General features: G+C 69.8%; 19 protein-coding genes and 1 pseudogene. 5 read left to right on the forward strand and 15 right to left on the reverse strand.

Annotated features, from left to right (window positions below; translation table 11 throughout):
* Nucleotides 1-38 precede the first annotated feature (38 nt).
* From opp4C to U7230_RS00865, 5 genes are all read right to left on the reverse strand, one after another.
* Nucleotides 39-971, reverse strand: coding sequence for an oligopeptide ABC transporter permease (gene opp4C, locus U7230_RS00845; protein ID WP_324716868.1), 933 nt, complete (start codon nucleotides 969-971; stop codon nucleotides 39-41).
* Nucleotides 972-984: 13 nt separating this feature from the next.
* Entirely contained in the window at nucleotides 985-1,935 is a 951-nt protein-coding gene (locus tag U7230_RS00850; RefSeq protein ID WP_324716869.1) for an ABC transporter permease, read from the reverse strand.
* Complete coding sequence (locus tag U7230_RS00855) at nucleotides 1,932-2,816, reverse strand: IclR family transcriptional regulator (RefSeq protein WP_324716870.1); 885 nt, start codon at nucleotides 2,814-2,816, stop codon at nucleotides 1,932-1,934. Before U7230_RS00855 ends, U7230_RS00850 begins: the two co-directional genes overlap by 4 nt.
* Before the next feature lie 202 nt (nucleotides 2,817-3,018).
* A complete protein-coding gene (locus tag U7230_RS00860; RefSeq protein WP_324716871.1) occupies nucleotides 3,019-3,774 on the reverse strand; it encodes a DeoR/GlpR family DNA-binding transcription regulator in 756 nt (251 codons plus the stop codon).
* Nucleotides 3,775-3,925: 151 nt separating this feature from the next.
* Nucleotides 3,926-5,857: a lytic transglycosylase domain-containing protein gene (locus tag U7230_RS00865; RefSeq protein ID WP_324716872.1), complete on the reverse strand. Its 1,932-nt coding sequence runs from the start codon at nucleotides 5,855-5,857 to the stop codon at nucleotides 3,926-3,928.
* A gap of 138 nt (nucleotides 5,858-5,995) precedes the next feature.
* On the opposite strand from U7230_RS00865, the gene U7230_RS00870 reads away from it, so the two are divergent.
* The gene (locus U7230_RS00870) at nucleotides 5,996-7,561 is read left to right on the forward strand and encodes a xylulokinase (RefSeq protein WP_324716873.1); all 1,566 of its coding nucleotides are present in this window, start codon (nucleotides 5,996-5,998) and stop codon (nucleotides 7,559-7,561) included.
* A gap of 19 nt (nucleotides 7,562-7,580) precedes the next feature.
* The gene (locus U7230_RS00875) at nucleotides 7,581-9,632 is read left to right on the forward strand and encodes a Cgl0159 family (beta/alpha)8-fold protein (RefSeq protein WP_324716874.1); all 2,052 of its coding nucleotides are present in this window, start codon (nucleotides 7,581-7,583) and stop codon (nucleotides 9,630-9,632) included.
* 29 nt (nucleotides 9,633-9,661) lie between these two features.
* Here the strand turns inward: U7230_RS00875 and U7230_RS00880 are convergent, their stop codons facing one another.
* The 7 genes and pseudogenes from U7230_RS00880 to U7230_RS00915 all read right to left on the reverse strand — a co-directional run bounded on the left by U7230_RS00880 (nucleotide 9,662) and on the right by U7230_RS00915 (nucleotide 18,388).
* The gene (locus tag U7230_RS00880; protein ID WP_324716875.1) at nucleotides 9,662-10,381 is read right to left on the reverse strand and encodes a PIG-L family deacetylase; all 720 of its coding nucleotides are present in this window, start codon (nucleotides 10,379-10,381) and stop codon (nucleotides 9,662-9,664) included.
* 47 nt (nucleotides 10,382-10,428) lie between these two features.
* Nucleotides 10,429-11,912, reverse strand: a pseudogene (locus tag U7230_RS15355) (MFS transporter).
* A gap of 25 nt (nucleotides 11,913-11,937) precedes the next feature.
* Nucleotides 11,938-14,202: a glucosidase family protein gene (locus tag U7230_RS00895; RefSeq protein WP_324716876.1), complete on the reverse strand. Its 2,265-nt coding sequence runs from the start codon at nucleotides 14,200-14,202 to the stop codon at nucleotides 11,938-11,940.
* Nucleotides 14,199-15,245: a LacI family DNA-binding transcriptional regulator gene (locus U7230_RS00900; RefSeq protein ID WP_324716877.1), complete on the reverse strand. Its 1,047-nt coding sequence runs from the start codon at nucleotides 15,243-15,245 to the stop codon at nucleotides 14,199-14,201. The genes U7230_RS00895 and U7230_RS00900 overlap by 4 nt, the downstream gene beginning before the upstream one ends.
* Before the next feature lie 10 nt (nucleotides 15,246-15,255).
* Nucleotides 15,256-16,017 carry a carbohydrate ABC transporter permease gene (locus tag U7230_RS00905; RefSeq protein WP_404980607.1) on the reverse strand — a complete coding sequence of 254 codons (762 nt, stop codon included), beginning with the start codon at nucleotides 16,015-16,017 and terminating at the stop codon, nucleotides 15,256-15,258.
* Between the two features lie 147 nt (nucleotides 16,018-16,164).
* Nucleotides 16,165-17,043, reverse strand: a complete 879-nt coding sequence (locus tag U7230_RS00910; protein WP_324716879.1) for a carbohydrate ABC transporter permease — start codon at nucleotides 17,041-17,043, stop codon at nucleotides 16,165-16,167.
* 85 nt (nucleotides 17,044-17,128) lie between these two features.
* Nucleotides 17,129-18,388 (reverse strand): ABC transporter substrate-binding protein, encoded by a 1,260-nt coding sequence (locus U7230_RS00915; RefSeq protein ID WP_324716880.1) that lies wholly within the window; start codon nucleotides 18,386-18,388, stop codon nucleotides 17,129-17,131.
* A 69-nt stretch (nucleotides 18,389-18,457) separates the two neighbouring features.
* Between U7230_RS00915 and U7230_RS00920 the strand changes: the two genes are divergently transcribed.
* Nucleotides 18,458-20,974 carry a glycoside hydrolase family 31 protein gene (locus tag U7230_RS00920; RefSeq protein WP_324716881.1) on the forward strand — a complete coding sequence of 839 codons (2,517 nt, stop codon included), beginning with the start codon at nucleotides 18,458-18,460 and terminating at the stop codon, nucleotides 20,972-20,974.
* Nucleotides 20,975-21,013: 39 nt separating this feature from the next.
* Here the strand turns inward: U7230_RS00920 and iolB are convergent, their stop codons facing one another.
* From iolB to U7230_RS00935, 3 genes are all read right to left on the reverse strand, one after another.
* Nucleotides 21,014-21,877 (reverse strand): 5-deoxy-glucuronate isomerase, encoded by an 864-nt coding sequence (iolB, locus tag U7230_RS00925; protein ID WP_324716882.1) that lies wholly within the window; start codon nucleotides 21,875-21,877, stop codon nucleotides 21,014-21,016.
* Nucleotides 21,878-21,951: 74 nt separating this feature from the next.
* Entirely contained in the window at nucleotides 21,952-22,731 is a 780-nt protein-coding gene (locus tag U7230_RS00930; protein WP_324716883.1) for a PIG-L deacetylase family protein, read from the reverse strand.
* Between the two features lie 250 nt (nucleotides 22,732-22,981).
* Nucleotides 22,982-23,257, reverse strand: coding sequence for an SHOCT domain-containing protein (locus U7230_RS00935; protein WP_324716884.1), 276 nt, complete (start codon nucleotides 23,255-23,257; stop codon nucleotides 22,982-22,984).
* 146 nt (nucleotides 23,258-23,403) lie between these two features.
* Here U7230_RS00935 and U7230_RS00940 point away from each other — a divergent pair, with 146 nt between their 5' ends.
* Nucleotides 23,404-24,465, forward strand: coding sequence for a patatin-like phospholipase family protein (locus U7230_RS00940; protein WP_324716885.1), 1,062 nt, complete (start codon nucleotides 23,404-23,406; stop codon nucleotides 24,463-24,465).
* Between the two features lie 77 nt (nucleotides 24,466-24,542).
* Nucleotides 24,543-26,135 carry a phosphoenolpyruvate carboxykinase (ATP) gene (pckA, locus tag U7230_RS00945; RefSeq protein ID WP_324716886.1) on the forward strand — a complete coding sequence of 531 codons (1,593 nt, stop codon included), beginning with the start codon at nucleotides 24,543-24,545 and terminating at the stop codon, nucleotides 26,133-26,135.
* The last annotated feature ends 10 nt before the right edge of the window (nucleotides 26,136-26,145 follow it).

Raw genomic sequence — 26,145 nt, forward strand, 5'->3', positions numbered from 1 at the left:
GCTCGCGATGGACACTCCGGCATGGCGAAGCACGGCCGCTAAAGCTTGAGCCGCGGGTCGAGCGCGTCCCGTAGCCCGTCGCCGACGAAGTTGATGGAGAGGACGGCGAGCACGGTGAGCGCCCCGGCAGGGGCCCACAACCACGGCATCTGCTCGAGCACGGCCATGGACTGTGCGTCGGTCAGCAAGTTGCCCCAGCTGGGAGTGGGCGGTTGCACCCCCATTCCGAGGAAACTCAAAGACGCTTCGATGACGATCGCCTGCGCGGTGAGGAAGGTGGCGGTCACCAGCACCGGCGCGAAAGCGTTGGGCAGCAGATGGAGGAAGAGGATGCGAGGGCCGCGGCAGCCGATGGCCCGCGCTGCCGTCACGAACTCTTGCTGCTTGAGGCGCAGCACCTCGGCTCGCACCAGGCGGGCCACCTGCGGCCAGCCGAGCAGGCCGAGCACCAGCACGACGTTGGTGAGCCCAGGGCCCAGCACGCTCACCAGGACGAGGATCAACATGAGGAGTGGAAAGGCCAGCACCATGTCGGTCACCCGCATGATGGCCGCGTCCACCGCTCCGCCGGCCCACCCGGCGATGCCGCCGAGCAGCGTACCCAGCACCACGTTGATGGCGACCGCCGATACCCCGACGAGCAGCGACACGCGAGAGGCGTAGAGGAGGCGGCTCAGCACGTCCCGGCCGACCGCATCCGTGCCGAACGGGTGCGCGGCGGACGGAGGCGCTCCGAAGGCCGTGGGGTCGAGGGCGTACGGATCGTGCGGCGAGAGGGCCGGCGCCAGGGCCGCCGCGAGGGCGATGAGCAGCAGGACCACCAAGCTGGCCACGGCCGGGCGGTGGCGCAGAAAACGCCTCGCCGCCACCGCGCCGAAGCTCTCGGTGCGGGCGGCCGCTGCCGGGAGCGCCGAGCCGGCGACTTCAGGGCGGAAGGTGGCTGCCATCGGCGGGGTGGGGGAAGCATCCACGGTGAGCACGCTCCTACTCGTACCGAATGCGGGGATCGATGGCGGCGTACAGCACGTCGGCCAGGAGGCCACCGGCGAGCACGGCGACCGCGGCCAGAAGGTTGAGGGCCATCAGGGTGGGGTAGTCCCGCTGCAGGATGGCCTGGATCGACAGAGATCCCATCCCCGGCCACTGGAAGACCTGCTCGGTGACGACTGCTCCGCCGATGAGGGCCGGGAGCTGCAACCCGGCCATGGTCACGACGGGGAGCAGGCTGTTTTTCAACGCGTGCCGGAAGATGACCGCGCCTTGCGGGAGGCCTTTGGCGCGGGCCGTGCGAACGTAATCCTGCCGCAGCACCTCCAGGGTGCTCGATCGCACCAGCCTCAGCACCAGGCCCACGTTGGACAACGCCAGCACCAGGGCCGGCAAGGCGAGGTGCCGGAGGAGGTCCAGGAGATCGAAGGGGCCGCCGAGCGTCGTCATGCCCCCGGTGGGCAACCACCCGAGTTTCAAGGCGAACCCGTAGATCGACACGAGCGACAGGAAGAACGTCGGCAACGAGACGCCCAGCAGGCCAGCGAAGCCCGAGAGGTAGTCCACCCAGGTGTAGGGATGGACGGCCGAGAGCACGCCGAGCGGCAACGCCGCCGCGTAGGCGACGAGGTAGCTGGTGCCCATGAGGAGCAAACTGGGGCCCACGCGCTCGGCGATCCGCCGGGCCACGGGCTCCGAGGTGGTATAGGAGTAGCCGAGGTTGCCGTGCAGCGTCTCGCCTGCCCACCGCACGTAACGCACGAAAAAGGGCTGGTCCAGGCCCAGGGCCTGGCGGCGCGCCGCCCGGTCGGCCTCGCTCATCGACGGGTTGATCAGCAGGTCCACGGCATCGCCGGGAGCCAGGTTGACGATGGCATAGTTGAGCAAGGTGATGCCGATCAGTACCGGCACCATGACGGCCAGCCGGCGCAGCACGTAACGGGTCACCGGGCGCCCTCCTCGCCGTCGGCGCCGGGGATGGCCGGGACGGCTGCCCTCGCGCCGAGCCGGTTGGAGATCTCCCGGGCGGCGGCCGCGACCATCTCCCCGTACCGTGCGAGGACGGGATCGGGCAGGCGCACGGTCGGCCCGGCGATGCTCAAGGCGCCTACGGCCTGAAGCGCCCATGTCCCGCCGTCCGCAGACGGCGAAGGGCCTGCGGCGAAGATGGGGGCGCCCACGGCCCGCGCGCCCAGGTCCACGTCCTCGTCGCTGATCGCGTAGCCCCGTTGCCGGATGACGTCCAGCTCGCGGCGCAGCGCTTCGGGGTCCTCGACCGTGCGGCGGGTGTACCGCGGCAGCCGGGGCAACGCGCGGAGGACCTGCTCCTGCTGCTCCGGCGGCAGGAAGGCCAGGATGGCCCTCGGGCATGCCCCTGCGTGGAGGGGATACCGTCCACCCACCCGCGCGGTCAGGCGCACCGGATGCGGGCTCTCGCGCACGTCCACGATGACGGCCTCCAGCCCCTCCCGGGCGGCCAGGTGGACGGACTCTCCCGTCGCCATGGCCAGCCGATCCAGGGTCGGAGAGGCCTCCCGTACCAGCTGCAGGCCATCGCGGGCCATTGCCGCCAGGACGAGCAGACCCGAACCGAGACGGTAGAGGGAGCCGCCGGGGTCCTGGTCGACCAGGCGATGGCGCTCGAGCGTCTTGAGGAGCCGGAAGACCTGGTTTTTGGTCAGCTGCAGACGGTGGGCGAGCTCGGTGATCCCCGCCGCCCGGCCGGGCATGTGGCCGAGGGTCAGGAGCAGCCGTACCGCCTTGTCCACGCTGGCTATGGCGTATGCGTCCGGTGGCCGCCGCCGGCGGCTACCTCCGGTCGTCGGCAAGCCTCTCGTGCCTCCCGTGGGGACATCGACCGATCGCCAGGCGTTTGGAAACCTAAAACAGTGTTTTATGCGCCTGAAGATTGCGGGGAGCTTCGACGACACGCCACCGGTTCCTGCCGGCAAGATGAATAACCATGCACCAATCCCTGGCACATCCCGTGTACGGTATACCGGAGGGCACGCGGCAGCGGCTCAGCAGACCTCAGGCCGTGATCGTCTGGATCCCGAGCTGCTGGAGCCTCGCCAGGAAGTCGTGGGGGGCGCTGGAGTCGGTGACGAGGCGGTGCATGCGCTCCACCGGCGCGATGATGGCGGGGGTCACCTTGCCGAGTTTGGAGTGATCGGCGACCACCCACACCTCTTTGGCTTGCTCGATGAACGTGCGGTTGACGTGGGCCTCGGCGGGATTGTACGTGGTGAGGCCGTACTCAACGGACAGGCCGTCCACGCCGACGACGGCCACGTCCAAACGAAACTCCCGGATGGCCCGCTCGGCCGTGTGCCCGACCATCTCGAACGATCGGCCTCGCAACGCCCCTCCGGTCACGAAGACCTCGGTCTCGGGAGAACTGGCCAGGTCTGCCGCTACGTTGACGGCACTCGTCACGACGGTGACCTTGCGGCCCCGCAGCGCCCGTACGAACTGCGCCACCGTGGTGCCGCCGGTGCAACCCACGACCTGGCCGTCCTGCACCATGGAAGCTGCCACCGCCCCGATCCTCCGCTTCTCGGGCAAGAAGGCGGTGACCTTGAAGTGGTAGGGAAGCTCGTCGGACTGATCGGCGAGGGAGGCTCCGCCGTGGGTCCGGCGCAAGAGCCCGCTCTCTCCGAGCTCCTGGAGGTCCCGGCGGATGGTCGCCTCCGAAACTCCCAGCAAGGCGGCCAGCTCCGCGACGCTGGCCGCGCCGCGCCGGGCGATCTCGCTCAAGATGCGGTCGTGGCGTTCGGGTTTGATCATGGCGTCGCACCTGCCCGGCTGGCCCCTGCAGATCTTATCACGTTCACGCAAAGCGTGCAACACCGCGCACCTGCGTGGGACTTTCGAGCAGACTCGAGCATCTCCGTGCCACGGCGGCCGGCACGGCCGAGGCCGGCGTCGCTCCCGGAGATCACCGGCGGGATGCGTACAGGCGCTGGTACATCAGGTACGACCGGTACACCTTCTGGACGTACGTGCGCGTCTGTTCGAAGGGGATCCGCTCCACGAAGAGATCGACATCGTCGCCGGCCCCCAGTGCCTGCAACCACCCGCTCACCCTGCCGGGCCCGGCGTGATAGGCGGCCGAGGCCAGCCTGACGTCGCCGAAACGGCGGTACAGCTCGGCGGCGTACGCGCCCGCCAGGCGCACGTTGATCTCGGGAACGAAGAGGCCGGCGGGATCCGGCGGGTCGAACCGGCGGGAGGCCGCTACCTCGGCGGCCGTGGGCAGGAGGATCTGCATGAGCCCGTAGGCGTCGGCGACGGACAGCGCCTGCGGTTCGAAGGCGCTTTCTTCCCGCATGATGGCGAACAGCCACAACGGGTCGACTCCCTCCTGGGAGGCGACCTGCTCCACGAGCGCCCGGTACGGCCGCGGGAACATTCCCTCAAGTACCCAGCGTTCCTGGTAGTAAACGGGGGCCACCCGCAACAGCTGGGCCAGGTGGTCCATGGCGGGGCGAAGCCAGCCGAGTTCGATCTCCCAGCGGGCCAGGGCGGCGAGGCGGGCAACCGTGGGGCGAGAGTGGACCAGGTAGCGCAGCTCGAGCGTGGCCTCCCGCTCCAGGCCGCGGTGGTAGGCGGCGTCGAGGGCCTCCAGCGAGGAGTCGGACGGCGCTGCAGCGGCAGAGACGGCCGGGCCGCCCGGAGGCCCCAGCACGCCCGAGAGCTCGGCGGCGGCCGGCTCCCACCGCTCGGCCGCCAGCAGGGCCTGGTAAGAGAGCGGATGGAGGCGAACCAGGCGGCGCAACGTCGAGGCGAGCGTCGCGCCGGGATCCCCCTCGGGGGAGGGAGCGGCCTGCATCCACTTTGCCCGCCAGAAGAGATATGTCGCGTCTTGAGGCGCCTGCTCTCCCAGGCGGTCCAGGGCCCAGACTGCCGTTTCCCGGTCGTGCGGGTAGCTCCAGGCCAGAAGTGCTCGGAGGGCCTCGTCCCGGCCGGAAGTCGCGCGGGTAGCGGCCTCGTGGCGGGCCAGGTACTCCCTGACCCCCCTCAGGTCGCGCTTTTCGAGCCGGAGCCGGACGAGCTCCAGCAGCGCGTCGCCCGCCGGCTCCGTCCCGCGGGCCTCTTCGATGAGCTGCTCCAGGGAGTCTGTGGCCGCCTCCTCCTGCCCCTGCCGTACCTGCTCGTCGGCCAGCGCGAGCCTCAGCCGCAGGATCGCCTCCCGCTCCTGCGGGCTCTGGGGCGGCCGTTGCCCCGCGCGGTCGAGGGCCTGGCGGACCAGCGCCAGGCGGGCATCGTGCCGCGCCAGTCGATCCAGGGCGGCGGCGAGCTGGGCTGCCACCTGGGCGGCGTGCGGGCTTTCGAGGAGGGAGGGGCGGGAAAGGATGGAGACCGCCTGCTGCGCTCTCCCGAACCGGATCAGCAGCCCGGAGTACCGTAACAACTGTTGCCGGCCTCGAGCGGTCCGGGCGTCCATGAAGGGATGCAGCTGCTCGAGACGGGCCAGCACCTGGTCTCTCAGGGGCCCGCGAAAGAGGATGGCGTACCCCTGGAGTGCGTCCATCCACACGTCGGCGGCCTCTTCGGGCTCTTCCGCCACCTCCAGGGCCTCGGCGAGCGCCAGCCGGGCATCCAGCACGTCGTCGCCCACGGCAGCCCGGAGAGCCTGCCGGGCGTGCTCCACCGCGGCCCGGGCGCGCCGCTCTTCCAGCGCCTGATGAGCCTGCATGAAGGATGCCTGGAAGGCCTGGTATCCGGTCACGGGCTCGGGGACCGACGCAGCCGGCGCCGGCCGGGTCGGGCCGGATACGGCCAGGGCAGCCACGATCGCGGCGACGACGTGGGCGGTGATGCGGGGGCTCGTCCGCGCGAAACGAGGGCTCGTGCGCAAGGCCAACACCTATCCGGGAGCTTCGGCAGCGGGGGGCATGGTTCATGTCGGACCCGCCGTGGCAAAGTATGGGAGGCCGAGGCCACGGCATGGCAGGAGTGCGTCGGTACTGCCGGGAATGCCCCTGCGGCGGGAGGAGGCCGCCGGATGAGCGCCGGCCCGTTCATCTTGACCATCGACGTCGGCACCACCGCATGCAAGGCGGTGATGTTCGACGCCACGGGGCGGCCGGTGGGCCAGGGGGAGCAAGAGTACCCCACTTACCATCCCCGGCCCCTGTGGGCCGAGCAGGACCCCGAGGACTGGTGGCAGGCGTGCATAGCCGCGGTGCGCCGCGCGCTCGCGCACATGGAGCGAGCGGGGGCGTACCGGGGCGAGGTGCCGCCGGACGTGGCGGCTATCGGGCTCAGCTCGCAGCGGGAGACGGTCGCCCTCGTCGACTTCGACGGCCGGCCCCTGGCCAGGGCGATCTCGTGGATGGACAGGCGGGGAGCGGCCCAGGTCCAGGCGCTGGCCCGGAGGCTCGGCGCGCAAAGGATTCACCGGCACACGGGCATGGTGCCGGACGCGACCTTCACGCTGGCCAAGCTCCTGTGGATGCGGGAGCACGAGCCCGAGCTCTTGCGCCGCGCCGCCTACCTGCTCCAACCGAGGGACCTGGTCGTCCACCGGCTGACCGGCCGGTTCGTCACGGACCCGTCGCTCGCCTCGCGCACCATGATGTGGGACTCCCTGGCAGGGCGGTGGTGGGGGGCTGCGTTCGACGAGGCCGGCATCGACCCCGGGCGGTTTCCCCCCGTGGTGGCCTCTCACGAGCGAGCCGGGAACCTGACCCCGGAGGCTGCCCAGGCGCTGGGGCTGCGAGCCGGCGTGCCCGTGGTGACGGGGGGCGGCGACCGGTGCCTGGAGGCCCTGGGCGTGGCGCTCGGGCCGGGAGAGGCGATGGAATCCACCGGCACGACGTCCAACGTGTCGACGGTGGTGCCGGAGGCGGTAGGCCGGGGGGGACGCGTCCCCGGCCTCCTGTACACGGTGCACGTGCTGCCCGGCCACTGGCTGGTCGAGCAGGGGCTCAACGCCACGGGCGCCATCCTGCGGTGGCTCCGGGAGCTCGCGTTCGGGGAGGAGCGACGGAGGCTGGAGCGGGAAGGGAAGGACGTTTACGACGCGATGAGCGAGGAGGCCGGAGAGGTCCCGCCCGGAGCCGACGGTCTCTTCCTGCTCCCGTACTTCATGGGGGCTCGTGCGCCGCGCTGGCAACCTCAGGCGAGGGGAGCCGCCATCGGGCTCACCCTCGAGCACACCCGCGCTCACCTGGTCCGGGCAGCCATGGAGAGCGTCGCGCTGGAGCTGAGGGCGTGCCGGCAGGTGCTCGAGAGCGCCGGCATTGACGTGAGCCGCATCGTGGCCATGGGAGGCGGGGCCCGGAGCCCGTTGTGGCTGCAGATCAAGGCGGCCGCGGTCGAGCGGCCCGTGATCGTGCCGCGGCTCGGCCTGGCCGCGTCCCTCGGGGCCATGGTCCTGGCCGGGTGGGGCGTCGGGCTGTGGCGCGATCCCCTGGAGGCGGCGCGGGCGTTCAACCCGCCGGAGCGGGAGGTGGCGGTGAATCCGTCGCTGTCGGCCGCTTACCGTACGCTTGCGGAGCGCTACGAACGGCTCGTGCAGGTCATGATGCCGGTTTACTCCGAATTGTGGGATCCGGAGCAGGGCTGACGGGGGAGCCGTGGCGGGGGTGAGACCGGTGGCTTTGGAGTCCAACCTTGTGACCGTCGTGCACTGGATGGCGTACCCGGGGCCGGGGAGCACCCGTTCGACGAGCCGCGGAGAGGCCCCGGCCCACTACATGCTGTCGACCGTCGAGCATCTGACGGCCCAGGAGTACATCGGCGGGATCGAGCTGACCCAGATCAAGGACCCGGCCCTGCGCCGCCGGATCGGGGCCTTGTGCGCCGAACGGGGCAAGAAGGTATACTACGGCGCTCAGCCCGTCCAGCTCGTCAACGAGGAGCGCTGGATCCCTCCGAGCGACATCTCGAGCCCCAACGAGGTGGCACGGCGCCAGGCGGTCGATCGGCTGCTGCGGTGCGTGGACGAGGCGTACGAGCTGGGGGCGGTCTCTTTGAGCCTGCTGAGCGGGCGGGACCCCGGGCCCTCTCCCGGCAACCAGCGCCGGCAAGAGGCCACCGAGGCGCTGGTGCGCTCGCTGGGGGAGATTGCCGGGTATGCGCGCCGGCGCGCCGAGGCGCTGGGCAGGGCGCCCATCATGATCGTGCTGGAGTCGTTCGACCGGCGGCCGGAGCCGGGCTTCCGCAACATGCTCATCGGCCCGTCGGTCGAGGCCCTGGCCGTGGCGCGGGTGGTGCGGGCCCACCTGGGCCACACCAACTTCGGGCTCTTGTACGACCTCTCCCACATGCCCCTCATCCAACAGGCGGACGGCTCGCCGGAGACCCCCGACGCCGTGCGCCTGCTGGCGCCCTTCCTGGTGCACGTGCACATCGGCAGCGCGGTGCTCGACCCGGCCGACCCCCTTTACGGCGACAGCCACCCTCGGCTCGATCACCCGAAGAGCGCCGTGAGGGAGGAGGAACTGGCTGCTTTCCTGGCCGCGCTGGTCGACATCGGGTACCAGGGGCCCGTGGGGTTCGAGGTCGTGCCGAGGCCCGGAGAGCTGTCGGAGGCCGTGCTCGAGAGCACCCGGGCCATCTACGAGGTGGCCCGCCACCGCATCGACGTCAATTACACGCCCGGCACGTTCTACTGGCACACGCGGCGCTTCCTGACCGACCAGCTCTGGGCCCTGCTCGCCGAGAGCCGGGTCCGCCAGGCGCAGCGGATCGAGGAGGCGGCCCGATCGAGGCGGCGACCCGCGGCCATCGCCCCTGAGGACGGCAAGCTTCTGGTGCTCGCCGCCGATCATCCGGCGCGGCGGGTCACGGCCGCAGGAAGCGACCCCGTCGCTCTGGGTGATCGGTGGGAGTACCTGGGACGGGTGCTGAGGGTGCTCACCAGCCCCATGGTGGACGGCGTGATGGCCACTCCGGACGTCGTGGACGAACTCTTGCTCGTCGACTACCTCTTGAAGGAGCGCGGGCACGAGGGGCTCCTGGACGGGCGGGTCGTCATCGGCTCGATGAACCGCTCGGGCCTGGCGGGCGTGGAGTACGAGATGGAAGACCGCGTGACGGCCTTCACCCCGGAGGCGATCCACGCCCGGGGGCTCGACGCCGGCAAGGTGCTGCTGCGGATCGACCCCGGGGCGCACTCGCGCTACTCGATCCAGACGATGTCCTACGTGGCGCAGGCCCTCAACGGCCTGCGGCGCTTCGCCCTGCCGGGCTTCGTGGAGGTCCTGCCGGTCCGCCGGGTCGAGGGCCGCTACCAGGTCGTGCTGGAGCCCGATGAGATGATCCGGGCCGTCGGGGTGGCGGCGGGCCTGGGCGAGGCGAGCGACCGTGTGTGGCTCAAGATCCCCTACGTGCCTGAGTTCTGGAGGGCGGCGAGGGCCACCACGCTGCCCATCTTGTTGCTGGGCGGCGAGGCCCACGACAGCCCGGTGCCCGTGCTCGAGGACTTCGAGCGGGGGATGGCCGAGGGGCCCAACGTGCGCGGCGCCATGGTCGGGCGCAACGTGCTGTACCCGGGCAGGGACGACCCGCGAGCCGTCGCCGAAGGGGTCAGCCTCATCATCCACCGGCAGGCGAGCGCCGTCCAGGCGGTGCGCCACATCGCAGCCGCACGCGGGGCAGACGAGGGCTTTCTCGTCGAGCGGTTGTTGCGGTAAGGCGACGGGGGCCGGCCGCGGAGGGCCCCTCACAACAAAGAGAGGTCGGGCTGTATCGCCGCCGGCCGCGCCGGGATGAACCCCTCGCCGAACATCACGCCGATCATGGCGCCGTAGACCCGGGCGTAGAGCTCCGCGCCGGCCACGATGGGCGCCTGGCTTGCGTGCGCCCGGAGGGCGGCCTCTTTCTGCGCCCAGACCGGGGTGATGTCTACCACCAGGTGGGGGCGGTGCAGGGTCGCCGGGTCGAGCCCGAACCACCAGAGAGCAGGCCTCGACAGCGGAGCCGTCTCCGGGTCGAAGGTGGCCCGATCGGCGAGGAAGGCGGCCTCGTCGGCCAGCCGTGAGGCGGCCTGGTGGTCGAAGTGGCGGTCCTCGGGATGCGGCGCCAGGATGAGCCGGGGCCGCAGCTTGCGCAGCCGCAGGGCGAGCTGGACCGCGGCCTGGCGGGTGGCGGCCAGGGCTGCGTCGGGGTGGTCGAGCTGTTCGAAGTGGGAGAGCTCGAGGACGCGCGCCGCCTCGGCGGCTTCCTTGCGGCGTTGCTCTTCGGTGCCGAAGCGGCCCGCGTCGCCCCGCGTCAGGACGATCCCGCCGGTGGAAAGGCCCTTGCGCCGCGCCAGGATCAAGAGCCCTCCCGCGCCCAGCTCGATGTCGTCCGGGTGGGCCCCGATGGCGAGCACGTCGACGGGGCCTCCCCGTTCGGAAGCCGGGGCGAAGGCTTCCAGCACCTCGCCTTGGGTCTTGGCCATGGGCACGTGCGCCTCCTCGCTGCTGCCATTGTACCGTTACGGCCGCGTCACCGGTCGGGAGTCGGGGCCCGGGTTACGCCGGGCGACGACGGGGGCGGGCCGCCTACCAGCGTTTCGTAAAGCGACTGGTAGGAAGCTTCCATCTCCTCCTGCTGTGCGATGCTCTTTGCCTGCTTCTCGCCCCGGCGCAACGCGAGGAGGTCCCGTAACCGCGCGTGCATCCGGGCCGTGAGAGGGTATCGCAGGGCCAGGACGATCCCCACGCCTGCCAGCGCGATCGGCACGAGGGTGAGCATCAGCCGGATGGCCGCCAGGGCTGCCTGCGGCTGGGCCATGACCGCCGCCGCTCCCGTTACCTCATCGGGAGGAGGGCGGTAGCCCGTGAGGTCCAGGACCTGCGCGACCCCGAAGAGGGCGATGGCCGAGGCGACCTTGCGCAGGAAGGTCATGAAGCCGCTCAAGCTCCCCTCCCGGCGGTCGCCCGTGGCCAGCTCCGCCACCTCGGTGATGTCGGGGAAAATGGCCCAGGGGATGAAGGCGATGGCCGAAATGCCCAGGCCCATGGCGCCCGCCAGCAGATAGATGGACCAGGCGGGCCAGGCGGGGTCGAATGCGAGGAAGACGAGCATGACGGCGATCCACCAGGCGCCGCCGACGGCGTAGGCGCGCCCCTTGCCGACCCGCGAGGCGAGCCAGGCCCAGAGGGGCAGGGAGAAAAGCTGCATCACGATGGTGTGCCCATGACGAACTTGGCCTCCGTGGGGCGGCCCAGGTTGTACCTCATGAAGTAGACGATGAGGGAAGAGACGACGTCGAGCGCGATGAAGCCTGCCAGGTACATGCCCACCAGCGTGCGGAAGGCCCGCAACCTCCACGGCTCGAGCAGGAGGTCGCGCCAGTCGAGCGACGGCATCCGCCGCTGGAACGACGGCCGCTCGGGGCAGTACTTGAAGATGAGACCCCATGGAAGGGCGGATAGCGCCCCGAAGACGACCGCCATCACCAGGTATCCGGTGCGGGGATCGGGGGCCCTTTCCACGATCCACATGGGGAACAGCGCCGTGAGGATGGTGGCTCCCATGGAGAAGGCGAGGCGGTACGACATGACCGAAGTGCGCTCGTGGTAATCCAGGGTGAGTTCGGCGCTCATGGCCGAGTAGGGCACCATGGTCATGGTCATCACCAGGTCGAAGAAGAGGTATGCTGCCAGACAATAGGCAAAACGTGCCCATTCGCCGGCTGCCGTCACCGGCGCCCACAAGAGCACGTAGGAGACGAAGACGAGGACCGTGGCCGCCAGGAAGTAAGGGCGACGGCGGCCCCACCGGGTCCGGGTACGGTCCGTCACCACGCCCATGGCCGGGTCGGTCACGGCGTCCCATATCCGCCCGACGAGGAACACGAGGCCGGCCAGCGCGGGACGGATCCGTACCACGTCCGTCAGGAAGATCAGGTACAGGAAATTGACGATGTTTTGCCCGCCGCCGTAGATGTCGCCGCTGCCGAAGATGAGCTTCGTGAGCGGGCTCAGGCGCTCGGATGCGGCAGGCCTGCCCTCAGAGGTCGAAGTCGTAGCGCTGCCCGTGGATGCGCACTCCCTTCAAGCGGCTCGGGCCCCAGGGGGGCCTCCGCACCGTGAACCGGCCGTCGAGATCGGGTTCGATGCCGAACCCGCCCCGCACCATGGCGGCAGCCGGCATACTGCTCCACGCCTGGTTGGGCGAACCCGGCGCATACGGTGGCGAGTGGTACTCGACGGGAGCCGCCCGGCCGTTGGCCAGGCCCACCTCCCAGCATCGCACGAGCGGATAGCGCCAGTCGCCGGTGCCGTAGCGCATGCGCAGCAGGGCCAGTACCGCGCTCCAGTACGGCCACTCCGCCCCGTTGTGGTAGCGGTAGGGAAAGCGCGTCTTGCCGGTCAGCCGGCGGCGGTCCCGATAAGGGGGAAAACAGCACATGACGCCCCAGTCACCGCAAGGCTGGCGGTGGTTACGACGGGACTCGAGGAGAATTTCCGTTTGGTCGAGGACTCGTCGAGCCCGGTCCACGGGGGCCAGGTCCCACAACAGCACCGTGAGGGTGTCGATGGCCAGGTGCGGCTCCGGCACCGAGGGCGCCGTGCCACCGCCGGCGGGTGGTTCCACGTACTCGGCATAGTATCCCCTGTCGGCTAACCACAGCTTCTCGTTGATGGCGAGCCGGGCGCGGCGGTGGGCCTCTTCGAGGCGCCGGGCCAGGGCCAGCCGGGCCGAGCTCGTCGCGAGCTCCTCGAGACCCTCCTCCCGAGGGGGATCCCCCCAGCGGGCGAGCCGTGCCAGGATGGCCCCTGCACGGCCCAGGGCCGCCGCCCGCAAGGCCTCGTCATACGTCACCCACCCGGAGCGGAAGACGTTGTCGGCCCAGTCGAGGGTATCGTACGGCTTGCGGGCGAGCCCTTCGTCATGCACGTCTGCCTCGAGCAAGTAGCGGGCCGCCCGTACGGCACTTCCCAGGACGGTGTGGCGCGATCCGGCCTCCCGGGGGCTCCCCGGGACCGGTTCCCACAACACGGCGCCATCGCCCGTCCACGCCAGGTAGTCGTACAGCAACAGCAGGAAGAAGGACGGAGAGTCGTGGTGGCCCGACCAGAAGTCGCGAGGTGGCCGGTGGAGCGCCGAAAACCCGGGGACGAACCGGTGCGCCGCCTCGAGCGCAGCGGCCAGCACGGGGTTGGGGAAGAGTACCGCGCTGGGGCACGAGCCGTCGTCGTGGACGCCCCCGGCCAGAGCGACGACCTGGGCGCGCACGAGGTCCGGGTGAAACGGTAAGAGCGCCTGGGACGTCCAGTAGCCGTCCCGGAAATAGGTCCGGGCCGGGGTCTCGTAGTGTACGCCCGCCGTCAGGCCCTCGAAGCCGCCCAGAGGGTCGGCCTTGAAGTTGGAGACGGCCGCGTCCAGGGAGAAGGCGAACAGTGTATCGAGCAGGGCGTCGCCGCTTTCGAAAGATGGGGGGCCGGGTCGAGCGGGAAGGGGTTTCGGCGGGGCCGTCGACGCCCGAGCGAGAAGGGCCTGACGGACCGTCGGCACGGCCTTCTCCACCCAAAGCGCAAGCGCCGCCTCCATGCCGCCGGAGGACGGCGAGCCCGGGAGACACGTCCAGCGTGCGCCATCGCCCTCACCGCGATCCGCGACCTGAAGCCCTGAACACTCCAGCGAGGCGTGCAACCACACGCCGTCCAGCAACCACGACCGTGCGCCTGCCTGCACGGCGACGGCCTGCGTCCGCAGGGCCGCCGCAGCCTCCTCGGCGTGGCGGCGCACGGCCTCCATTGCCTCCGGCACGTAGCGGGCCGGCCCGAACATGCGCAGCACGACGGCGCGAGCGAGCTCTTCGTCCCGACGGGGAGCGATCCGGACGACCAGAGCCGGGCAATCGGCATCCTGCCGTTCATGGGCCGCACCGGAAGCTTGGGGCCCGTGCAGGCGCCAGCGCAACCAGACCAGCGGCGCCTCCCGGTCGGCGCCGGCCTCCACCTCCAGGGATACATCTCCCGGCTCCAGCAAGAGCGAGGCCTGGAGCATGCCCGGCCACAAGCGCCATGCTTTTCCGGTGAGCGAGGGGGTGGCCGAACGGCGGCCTTGACCGCTGGCCGGGGCGAAGTACCACCGCAACCGGCCCGGGCGTATCACCATGCCGTGATTGACGAGCCTGAGGCTCCGCACGTGCCCCCAGCAATCGAGGGTCATCGTGAAGGCCCGGTTGGAAAGGGTGAGCGCTACCTCCTCCGGGCCGTCGCCTTCGAGCACAGGAGCCCTACCCGGCTCGGAGAGGGGCCGGATCATGCCGTCCGGCCCCTTTGGACGGCCTGCCCGCCGCAGGAGCCCCGCACGATGAGCTGGCAGCCCAGCGTGACCACCGGGGGAGGCTCCACCTCCGGCCGCTCGATCCAGTCGAGCAGGATGCGGGCGGCGTGGTAGCCCATCTCGACGGAGGGATAGCGCACCGTCGTCAGCCGGGGATCGCTGAAGGCCGCGATGTCACGGTCGTCGAACCCTACGACCGCCACGTCCTCCGGCACGCGCAGGCCCATCTCTTTCACGGCCCGGATGACCCCCATCGCCAGAATGTCGTTGCCGGCAAAGACCGCCCGAGGACGGGGGCCCGGCGCTCCGAAGACGGAGCGGGCATGCCGGTAGCCTTCTTCCTCCCGCTCCCAGTCCCCAAAGCGCACCCAGCCGTCGGGCAATGGGACGCCGGCCTCGTCGAGAGCCTCTCGCAATCCACGGAGGCGGTCGGCAGACGCCGGGCGATCCGCGGGGCCGCCGATGTAAGCAATGGAGCGATAGCCCAGGGAGACCAGGTAGCGCCCCACGTCCTTGCCCGCTCCGATGTTGTCCATACGGATGACGGGCGCCTTCACGTTCTCGATGGTGCGGTTGAGCAGCACGGTCTTCACGTCCTTCAGGAGATCCACGGGGTAACGGGCGTCGTGGCGTGTGATCGACGACGCGAGCATGATCCCGTCGACCTGCCGATCCCTCAGCCGCAGCAGGTGGTCCTGCTCGCGCTCGAGCGAGCCGAACGTGTTGCAGATGATCAGCTGGTAGCCCTGGGAAAGAGCGGCCTGCTCGATCCCTTTGGCGAGGCCCGGGTAAAAAGGGTTGCTGATATCGGTAGCGACGAGGGCCAGCGTGTAGCTGCGTTTGGTCTTGAGGCTCCGGGCAAAGGGGTTGGGCCGGTAGTGCAGCATCTCCGCGGCCCGGAGCACTCTGCCCCTGGTGGCGTCCGGGATGCGCCCGGGACGGCCGTTAAGCACGGCGGACACCGTCGCGATGGAGACGCCCGCCGCCCTGGCCACGTCGGCGATGGTCGGACGGCCTTCCATGGCTGGCTCGTCACCCCTTGAGTCCCGTGGTGGCAATCCCGCTTACCAGGTAGCGCTGCAAGAACGCGAAGACCAGCGTGATCGGAAGGATGCTGAGCACCGTCATTGCCAGCACGTAGTTCCAATCGGTGACCAGCTGCCCCTGGAAGCGCGCCAGGCCCAACTGCAGCGTGAAGTTGCGGTCGGAGCTGATGACGATGAGGGGCCAGAGATAGTCGTTCCAGCGCCACATGATGGAGAAGATGGCGAGCACGGCCAAAGCGGGGCGGGTCAGGGGCAGCATGATCTGCCGGTAGATGCGCCACTCGCCGGCGCCGTCGATGCGGGCGGCGTCGAGGAGCTCGTCGGGGATCGTCAGCATGTACTGGCGGAGCAAGAAGACGCCCGTCGGCGTGGCGGCCGGCGGGATGACGATGCCCCACAAGGTATCGATCATGCCGAGGCGTGCCACGACCAGGTAGATGGGGATCATGATGACCTGGAGCGGGACCATGAGCGTGCTCAGCATGAACAGGAAAAGAAAGTCCCGGCCCGGGAAGCGGTACTTGCTCAGCGCAAACGCGGCCATCGAGTTAATGGCCAGCGTGACGGCCGTCGCTGCCAGGGTGACGAAGACGCTGTTGGCCAGGTAGCGCACGAAGGGAAACTGCCGGAGAGCGTCCGTGTAATTGGAGAAGACCCATTGCTCCGGCAAGAACGTGGCGGGGACCCGGTAAAGCTCCGAGGGCACCTTGAACGAGGAGACGACCACCCACAAGACCGGCCCGAACATCACCAGGGTGCCCAGTACCAATGCCGCATACGAAAGCAGATCGCTCCAGAGCGGAGGGCGCCGGGACGCCAGGCGCGCCGGTGCGACCGGGCTCGGGTGCAACCCCAGGCCTTCCGCTGCTGCCGCCACCCGCCTCGCCTCCATCCCTTACACCGCCTCGACGAGCCGGCCCATGACGAACTGGAGCGCGGTCAAGGCCAGGATGATCACGAACAACACCAGCGACCCGGCGGCCGCCAGCCCGAACTGGTCGAGCTCGAAGCCGGCCCGGTAGATGTATTGGACCATCATGAGCGTGGCAAATCCGGGGCCGCCGCCGGTCATCACGTAAACGTAGTCGAAGATCTCGAAAGCATGGATGAGGCTCAGGATGAGCACGGTGAGCACCGAAGGGGCCAGCAAGGGGAGGGTGATGTGCCGGGCCCGCCGCAAGGGAGTGGCGCCGTCCACGGATGCCGCCTCGTAGAGCACGGGCGGGATCGACTGCAGCCCTGCCAGCACGATGAGGGCGAAAAACCCCACGGTGGCCCACGTGTGGACGAGAATGACCCAGGTCATGGCCCAGGAGGCATCGAGCAACCACGGGACAGGCCGCATCCCGAGCCACCGCAACGCGTTGTTGAGCGCGCCGAAGCGGTTGTTGAGGATCCACTGCCACGCGATGGCCACCACGACGGGGGAGAGGAGCACCGGGTAGAAGAACGCGCTCCGGAAAAACCCCCGGCCCCGCACCGATCGGTTGAGCAGCATCCCTATCGCGACCGCCAGGGCCACGACCAGCGCCACGTCCCCGACGACGAAAGTGACGGTATTGCGGACGGCTCTCCAGAAGAGGTCGTCATGGGCCAACGCCTCGAAGTTTCCCAGCCCCACGAACCGGGTCGGCCGATATGGCGACGTGGTGAAGAGGCTGAGCCAGAACCCGTACACCGCCGGCACCGCCACGAACGTGGTGAAGAAAAGCACGTTGGGCGCTACGAACAGGTACGGGGCCAGGCGAGCGCGCAGCTTGCTGCCCGACGCCAAAACCGACGCCCTCCTCCGTCACGGCCGGCGACGGGGGGCGCTCCAGAGGAGCGCAGGTGCCCCCGCCGCGCGACTCTTACCTTCGTCACTTGATGCCCATGATCTCCCGGGACTTGGCCTCGGCCAGCCGGAGCGCCTCGTCCACCGAGATTTCGCCCAGGATGGCCTGGGTGACCCTGTCGCGTACCTCGTTGGCGACCGGGCCGAAGTACATGTTGTAGTTTTCGTACGAGGTCTCGGGCAAGAGCGGGATGCCCTTCAAGAACGTGTTCATGACGTCGCTGGCGTAGGGATACTCGATCCCCTCCTTGATGAGGTCGTTGCGGGTCGGCAGGAAGAGGCTCTCCCTGGCGAACTGCCGCATGGCTTCCTTGCTCCCGAGGAACTCGATCAGGCGGACCACCTTGGCCGGCGCCTTCGTCTGCGCGAAGGCCACGATGAACTTGCCGCCCGGCATCCCTCCGTATTGCTTCTCGCAGCCGTTGAAGACGGCCTTCCACTCGAACTTGTCGCCGATGTTGTCGTGGAACTGGGCGACCTGCCAGTTGCCCGAGAGGTAAAACGGCAACTGGCCGTTGATGAAATACTGGTTGGCCGCGGCATACCCCTGGCCGCCGCCGGCCCACACCTCGAGGGGCATGATCCCCTCCTGGTGCATCCGTACGAAGGCCTCGACGCCTTTGCGGGTCTCCGGGCTGGTGATGCGCAGGCCCTTGCCGTCTGGCGTGAAGAAGCTGCCGCCGAAAGACTGGATGAACCCGTCCAGCCGGTGGCCGCTCCGGTCGACGGCCATCGCGAACGGCACGCCGGTCGCGTCGCGCACCTGCGCCGCCAGCTTGCCCCACGTCTCCCAGCTCACGCAGCGGTCCGCCGGCAGGGCGATGCCGGCCTTCTTGAAAAGGGTGACATTGACGAAAGGACCGTTGAGGGTAAAGTCATGGGGAATGCCGTACAACTCCCCATGATCGCCCTCCACCGCTTTCAACGCCGACGGGATGAACGCCGAGCGGAAGGCCCGGTCCGAAAGGTAGGGGCGCATGTCGAGCAGGTACTGGAAGAACCGACCCGGCTCCGAAACGCGCGCCAGGTCCGGCGCGTTGCCGGCCGCGGCCTGGGTCAGCAGGAGCTGGTTGAGCTGGGCGTACGGCAGTACCGACAACTCGACACGCACGTCCGGGTTGGCGGCGTTGAACTGGGCGACGAGCTTCTGGATCGCCGCCAGATCCGGACCGTCGGTGAACCAGACGAACCGGAGCGGCGTGGGTGCAGGCGCCGCTGCGGCCGGTACGCCGATCCCGGCGGCCAGGAGTGCCAGTGTCACTGCCAGCGTCACGACACGCCTCATGGTCGGGACCCTCCTTCTTTCCGGCGGAAACCGTGGTCAACCGGTGCATGGAAGGTTTCCTCCTGCCGGGTGGTGAAACGTTTCTGCAACCGGCCGGGAGTTCCTGCTGGCCAGGAAAGGTGGAAGACCGACATCGTGGACCTGACGGATCCGGTAGCGGTTGCCGCCGTGGACGCGAGGGCGCCTTCGCGGGTGACGTTCGTGGGAAGTCACGGGGAGCGCATCGCCATCACCAGCCTCGAGCCGGCCATCGTGCGCGTGCAGGTGCGGCCGGGCGACGGTGGCGGGCTTTCGCGCACGTGGGCCATTGCGGATGCCTCGGGCGACGTGCCGTACGAAGGGCGCGACCGGGAGGACCTGGGCCGCTTCTCGTGCCCGCCCTTCGAGCAGGAGCCCGACATGGCGGGGACCCTCCCGCAGCCGGCGGAGCCGGGCGCCGTGCTGAACCTGAGGGGTAGCGTACTGCACCTCCGAGTACAGTTGAGCCCGTTCGCCATCACCTGGTACGGCCCTTCCGGCTATCTCGCCGGGGACCATCCGGCCCTGGGGTACCAGTGCCTCCCGGACGGCCGGGTCGCTCACTACCTGAGCCGGGATACCAGGGAGCGCTACTTCGGGCTCGGGGAGGTGGCGGGGCCCCTCGATCACCACGGGCGGCGATTCCGCCTGGAGCCGAGAGACACCCTGGGTTACGACGCCGAGCGCACCGATCCCCTGTACAAGCACTTCCCGTTCGTGATCACGCTGCGGCCGGACGGCACGGCCTACGGTCTCTTGTACGACAACCCGTCGGCCGCGGAGTTCGACTTCGGCCAGGAGCTGCACAACTATTACGGGCCCTATCGCTACGCGACGTTCCGGTGGGGCGACGTGGACCTCTACTTCATCTACGGGCCGTCCATCCGGGAGGTCGTCGAGCGCCTCACCTGGCTCACGGGCCGCATGCCCCTGCCGCCCCGATGGAGCCTCGGATACCTCGCCTCGAGCATGGAGTACACAGAGGCACCGGATCCGGGGGAGCGCCTGGAGGCTTTCGCCCGCCGCCTGGCAGAAGAGTCGATCCCGTGCGACCTGGTGCACCTCTCCTCCGGGTATTGCCGTACCCCGGACGGGCAGCGCCACGTCTTCCAGTGGGACCGGACCCGTATCCCCGATCCGCCGGCCCTGATGCGGCGGCTCCACGAAGCGGGCCTGCGGGTGGCGGCCAACATCAAGCCGGCCGTCCTCACGACCCACCCGCGCTTCCAGGAGCTGGAGAGCCAGGGTTGCCTCGTCCGGCAGGCCGGCGGGGGCTCTCGGGTGTACCTGCAGGGGTTCTGGGGAGGCCAGGGGGCGCACCTCGACTTCACCGCCGAGCAGGCCCGGCGGTGGTGGGGAGAACAGGTGGAGCGGTGCCTGCTCGACGCGGGCATCGACGCGACCTGGAACGACAACAACGAATACCCGCTCTGGACGGCCGACGCACAGGTCGCTCTAGGCCATCCGGCCCTCGCGCTCAACCCCGTCCAGACCCTGCTGATGGTCAAGACGTCCCGCGAAGCCCAGCTGCGCCACCGCCCCGGCGTGCGGCCGTACGTGATCACGCGCAGCGCGAGCGTCGGGATGCAGCGCTACGCCCAGACCTGGTCGGGAGACAACACGACGTCGTGGCGGACCTTGCGGTACAACGTTCCCATGGGGCTCAACCTGGCTCTATCCGGGATGGCCAACGCCGGCCACGACGTGGGAGGCTTCTTCGGCGACGAGCCCGATGCGGAACTGCTGGTGCGGTGGGTGCAAAACGGCATCTTCCACCCGCGGTTTTGCATCCACTCGTGGAATTGGTCCGGCCGCCCCACCGAGCCGTGGACGTACCCCGAGACGACGCCCATCATCCGGGAGGCCATCGCGCTGCGTTACCGGCTGCTGCCGTACCTGTACTCTCTGTTCTGGGAGGCGGCCACGGAGGGGCATCCCATCCACCGGCCGCTCGTCTACGAGTTCCAGGAGGACGAGCGGGCCAGGGGCGAATCCTTCGACTTCATGCTGGGGCCGTTCTTGCTGGTGCCGCTGGTGGCCGAGCCGGGAATGAGGGCACGGCCTGTCTATTTCCCCGGAAATGTCGAATGGTTCGACTTTTTCACGGGAGCGGTCGCAGGGCGCGGAGGGGAGGAGCACGAGATCCCCGTCCCCCTGGAAAGGCCGGCGGTGCTCGCCAGGGAAGGAGCCCTCGTGCCCGTCGGCAAGGTCGTGCCGCACGTGGGAGCGAGTCCGGATGACTTCCGGGGGGTGCGGGTCTACCCGGGGCGCGACGAGGACGGGGAGAACTCGTTCGTCCTGTACGAGGACGACGGGGAGACGCTCGCGTACCAGCAGGGGGCTTTCGCTCTCGTGACCCTTCGTGCTCGATGGGATCGCCGGGAGGTGCGCGTCTCGGCGAGCGTACGCTCGCCGGGGGGATGGAGGCCCGCCTACGGCAGCGTGCGCTGGCTGTTACCCCCGCGCGAGGCGCGCCGGCTCGTCGTGCAAGGCGACGAAACGGGCAGGGGCGTGGACCCCGAAAGCGGCTGGCCGTTCGTCGATGTGGCCCTGCAACCGGAAGGATGAGCCGGGGCGCTGCCGATGAAGCAAGGAGCCGCCGGGTCTTCAGTCCGGGCGGGCCGTCACCCAGGCGTGGTCGGGATCGTCGTGGACGCTCAGGTGCCGCTCGGCGCCGGCCAGGGCCCACAGGTAGTAGATGCGATACCCCGGGGCCGCCGCTACCGGGTGGTACCCGAAGGGTAACAGCGTAACGTCGCCGTCCAGGACGCGGTACGCCTGATCGATTTCCCGGGAAGGGCTATAGATCATCTGGACGCCGAAGCCCTGGGGCGGGTCGACCCGGAAGAAGTACACCTCTTCCAGGGGAGTCTCCACGCCGGGGATGGCCGTGTCGTGCTTGTGGGGCGGGTAACTGGACCATTCGCCGGGCCGGTTGAAGGTTTCCCCCACCAGCAGGCGCCGGGCCGGTACCCGCTCGTCCACCAGATCGTGGACTTCTCGCTGGTAGCCCGGCTTCCCCCGCACGGCCACGCGGACCTCCTCCGGGCGGATCCAGACGGGGCGGGGCGCCCGGCCCGCGGCGGGCGTTGCTGCACCCGGTTGGCCGGCGTGGCCGGTGGGTGACGTGATCCATGCCGCCAGCAGCGGGGCGTGAGCCCGGATGACCGCCTCGGTACCGGGCGGCAGGTAGACCGCGCTGGCCCGTTGCCGGAAGACCCCCGCTCTCGGGCCCACCGGATCGAAGGCGAAGCCCTCGGGCGCCCCGGGCACCCGGCCCTGCACGCCCAGACTGCCCTCCACGAGCACGAGCACCGCCTCCTCGCCGGCGAGAGCCACCTCTTGGACCTGGCCCTCCTCCAGGCGCAGCAAACCGAAGGAGAGATGGCGCAGGTCTGCGCCTGCCCGGGCCACCCACTCCAGCCCCTGCGCTCTCCGGGGCCTGCGGTGAAGACGCACGTCTGCCGACAACGATCGTCCGCTCCCTTCCTCCGCTCGAGACCTCGCCGCCGTCGCGCGAGCCGTGCCCACCTGCCGGGCCCGGCTCAGATCCGCGCTGCGTCGACGAAGCAGTGCATCATCTGAGGAGTGAGCACCCGGAATGCCTCGGCCCGCTCGCATCCTGCCGTCGCGCCGTACTCCCGCGCCTTCAGGTCGAAGTAAAACTTGTACAGCTCCAAAGTGGGGCCGTCCACCTGGCTCCGGTGGCAGGCGATGGCCTCGAAGCGCCGCTGCCAGTCCTCCTCGCCGACTTCCACGTAGGCGTTGGGATGGGCCGTGTGGAAGTACGCGATCCCTTTCATCGCGTACGGTGTGAACGCCTCGTCGACGGCCGGGTCGGTGCGGATGTGGGGGAAGTTGTAGAGCAAGACCGCTGCCGCGGTCGCCCGCCCGCACCGCAGGTGGTCCGGGTGTGACTCGTAGGGCAGGTTGGGGTCGACGGTCACGACGAGGTCGGGGCGCAGCTGCCGGATGGCCCGGATCACGTCCTGCCGCACCGCGTGCTCGGAGTAGTCGCCCGCATCCGGGTACCCGAGCCAGCGCACCTCCTTGACGCCGAGGACCCGTGCCGCCTTCTCCTGCTCCTCCCTGCGCAGGGCTGCCAGGCTGCTCGGAGTCAGACCGCGGTCAAGCGTGCCCACCGAGTCGTCGGTCACGGTGAGGTAGACGACCTCGACCCCCAACCGGGCCAGCTTCGCGATGGCCGCGCCCACGCCGATATCGACGTCATCGGGGTGCGGCTGCACGCACAGGATCCGCCGCGCATCCTCGATCCTGGGCAGCGGCAGCGCCGAGCGCAGCACGTCGATGGTCTCAGGAGCCATGAGCCACCATCCCTTCCTCTACGGCCAGCGCTTCGAGGCGTCGCTTTCCCGGCAACAGCATCATACCGGAAAGCCCGGCGCCGAGTCCCGCCGCGGAGTGGGTAGCAGGCCCCGGGGAACCCGGGAAAGGCGGGCGAGGAAATGACGAAAGACGCAAGACGGAGAGGATCGGCCGGCGGCGCGAGGGCCGGGCAGCGGCTGCGGCGGGGGCTTCTGCAGCGCTAGCGCTGCCCGGCCGGCCGTTCCCCTCTCAGACGGAGGAGCGGCGGGACTGGCGGAGTTCGTCGCGCATGTGGCGAAACTCCTCGGCCGTGATTTCCCCCCTCGCGAACCGTTCTTCCAGGATGGCCATGGCGCGGCTCTCCTCGGCGCGGGCCCACGTCCTGCCGGGCGACGTCAACGCCCTGACGAGCAGCACGATGCCGGCGATGACCAGCGCCCAGAAGACGATGGTCATGACCCCGCCGATCCACCACGACCCGTACGCCATGACGCCGGGACCGCCACCCCAATGCCACGTCCACACGATGGCGTCACCTCGCAACGGCATTGTCGCGCAAAAAGGGCCGGTTGATGCCGAACGGGTGGTGGGCAGCGCCGAACGGATGATGCAGGGTGTGTGAAGAAACGGTGAGGCCAGCGGCATAAGCCGAGCGTGGGAGGGAATCGGCCATGTCTACGGGAGATACTGCCCGTGTGGCGCTGGTACTGAGCGGGGGCGGAGCCCGGGGCGCGTATCAGGTCGGGGCGCTTCGAGCCGTGGCCGAGCGCTTCGGCCCGCAGGGCATCGGCATCGTCAGCGGGTCGTCCATCGGGGCGGTCAACGGCGCCGTGATGGCGGAGGGCATCGAGGCCGGCAACCTCGAGGGGGCGCTGGCGGCGCTCGAGCAGGAGTGGCTTTCCCTGTCGGGCCTCCTGCGCTTCAACTGGCGGGCGCTCCTGCGGGCCTCGTGGCGGCTCGTGGTACACGGGCCGTCGCCCCTCGTGCTGCAGGCCGTCGATTCCCTGCTCGACGGCGAGGTGGTGGTGCGGCGGCTGTGTCGCTTCCTGCCGCCCCGGCGGCGCATGGGCGACTTTCGCCGCGTCGATCTGGTGGTGACGGCGACCGACCTCAACGAAGGGGTGACCCACGCGTTCGACCGTACGCAGCCGGACGTGCGGGTACTGGATGCGGTGCTGGCCTCGTCGGCGTTCCCCGGGGCCTTCGCCTCCCGCCGGATCGGGCTGCGCTGGTACGTGGACGGAGGCATCTTCGACAACGCGCCGCTCGACCAGGCGATTCGCCGGGGAGCCACCGACATCGTGCTCGTCGGCACCGCCCCGCGGTGCGGCGAGGGAGCGCCGGGGTACGAAAGCGGGCCGTTCGCCGACGTCTATGCGGTGATGCGCCGGTTGTGGCCGCTGATGCTCGACCGGCTCCTGTACGGAGACCTGCGCAAGGCGTTGCTCGTCAGCGAGATCGTCTCGATCATCGAGGAGAGCCCCGACCCCGACAGCCCGGTCATGCGCCGCCTGAAGCGGGCCATCGGGTACGAGAGCGCAGGGCGCCGCAAGCGGGCGCTCAGCATCGTACCGATCTGCCCCCCGGAAGGTGTGGACGCGCCGGGCACGTTCGGCTTTGGCGAGAGCCGGGCGATTGCGTCCTTGATGCGCCAGGGCTACGACGACGCGCACCGGATCCTGGCGCAGCAACGGCCCGCCGGCCCGGCAGGGACTGCGGTGCGAGCGACGTAAGCAAGGGCTCACCGGGCGGGTGCCGGGCGTGGGGGGGGGGCGGGCGAGGCATCCGTGAGAAGGGCGGTCGATCGGGCATGGCGGAGACCCCGCGGAGCTCCTACGGGCTGGAGCGGCACGGCATCGTCAACACGGGCAACGTGTACTGGAACCTGGTGACCCCTGCGCTCTACGAGGAGGCCGTGCGCCGCCGGGAGGGCTCCATTTCCCACCTCGGGCCGCTGGTGGTCCGCACGGGCCAGCACACCGGGCGTAGCCCCCGCGACAAGTTCATCGTGGACGACGAGGTCGCTCACGACAAGATCTGGTGGGAGGCCAACCAGCCCATGAGCCCGGAGCGGTTCGACATGCTGTATGCGCGGCTGCTGGCCTACCTGCAGGGCAAGGACCTGTTCGTTCAAGACCTGTTTGCCGGGGCGGATCCGCGCTACCGGATGCCCATCCGGGTGATCACCGAGCGGGCGTGGCACAGCCTCTTCGCCCGTAACCTCTTCATCCAGCCCTCGCCTGACGGGCTGCGGGCGCACGAGTCGCGGTTCACCCTCATCCACGCCCCGGGGTTCACGGCGGTGCCGGAGGTGGACGGCACCCGGTCCGGGGTGTTCATCGTGCTCCACTTCGGTAAGCGGCTGGTGCTCATAGGTGGCACCAGCTACGCCGGCGAGATCAAGAAGTCCATCTTCACGGTGCTCAACTTCCTGCTGCCCCAGGAGCGCGTGCTCTCGATGCACTGCGCGGCCAACGTGGGGCGGGAGGGGGACGTGGCGCTCTTCTTCGGGCTGTCGGGCACCGGCAAGACCACGCTGTCGGCCGACCCGGAGCGCAGCCTGATCGGCGACGACGAGCACGGGTGGAGCGACACGGGCGTCTTCAACTTCGAGGGCGGCTGCTACGCCAAGGTGATCCGGCTGCGGCCGGAGGCCGAGCCGCAGATCTACCAGACCACCCGGATGTTCGGCACGGTCCTGGAGAACGTCACCATCGACGCGGTGACCCGGCGGCTGGACCTGGACGACGACTCCCTCACGGAGAACACCCGGGCCGCTTACCCTCTGAGCCACATCCCGGGGTCGGTGCGCAGCGGGATGGCCGGTCATCCCCGCACCATCCTCTTCCTGTCGGCCGATGCCTTCGGTGTCCTCCCGCCGCTGGCGAGGCTCACCCACGAGCAGGCCATGTACTACTTCCTGACCGGCTACACGGCCAAAGTGGCCGGCACCGAAAGAGGGGTCAAGGAGCCACAGGCGACCTTCTCGACGTGCTTCGGGGCGCCGTTCATGGCGCTGCACCCGACCGTGTACGCGGAGCTGTTGGGGGAGAAGATCCGGGACCACGGCGCTCGGGTGTGGCTGGTCAACACCGGCTGGACGGGTGGCCCCTACGGGCGGGGACGGCGCATGCCCCTCGAACATACCCGGGCCATGGTGCGGGCGATCCTGTCCGGGCAGCTCGACCGGACGCCGGCCGGCAGGGATCCGGTCTTCGGCCTGGAGGTGCCGAAGGAGGTGCCGGGAGTGCCGGCGGAGCTCCTCGACGTGAGGAGCACCTGGCCGGATCCGCAGGCCTACGACCGGCAGGCGCACGAGCTTGCCCGGATGTTCGCGGCCAACTTCGAGAAGTTCGCACCGCAGCTGCCCCAGGCCGTGCGCGCCGCAGGGCCGGCGACGTGATCGGGATGGC

Source organism: Limnochorda sp. L945t (genome assembly GCF_035593305.1).
Taxonomy (GTDB): Bacteria; Bacillota; Limnochordia; order Limnochordales; family Geochordaceae; genus Carboxydichorda; species Carboxydichorda subterranea.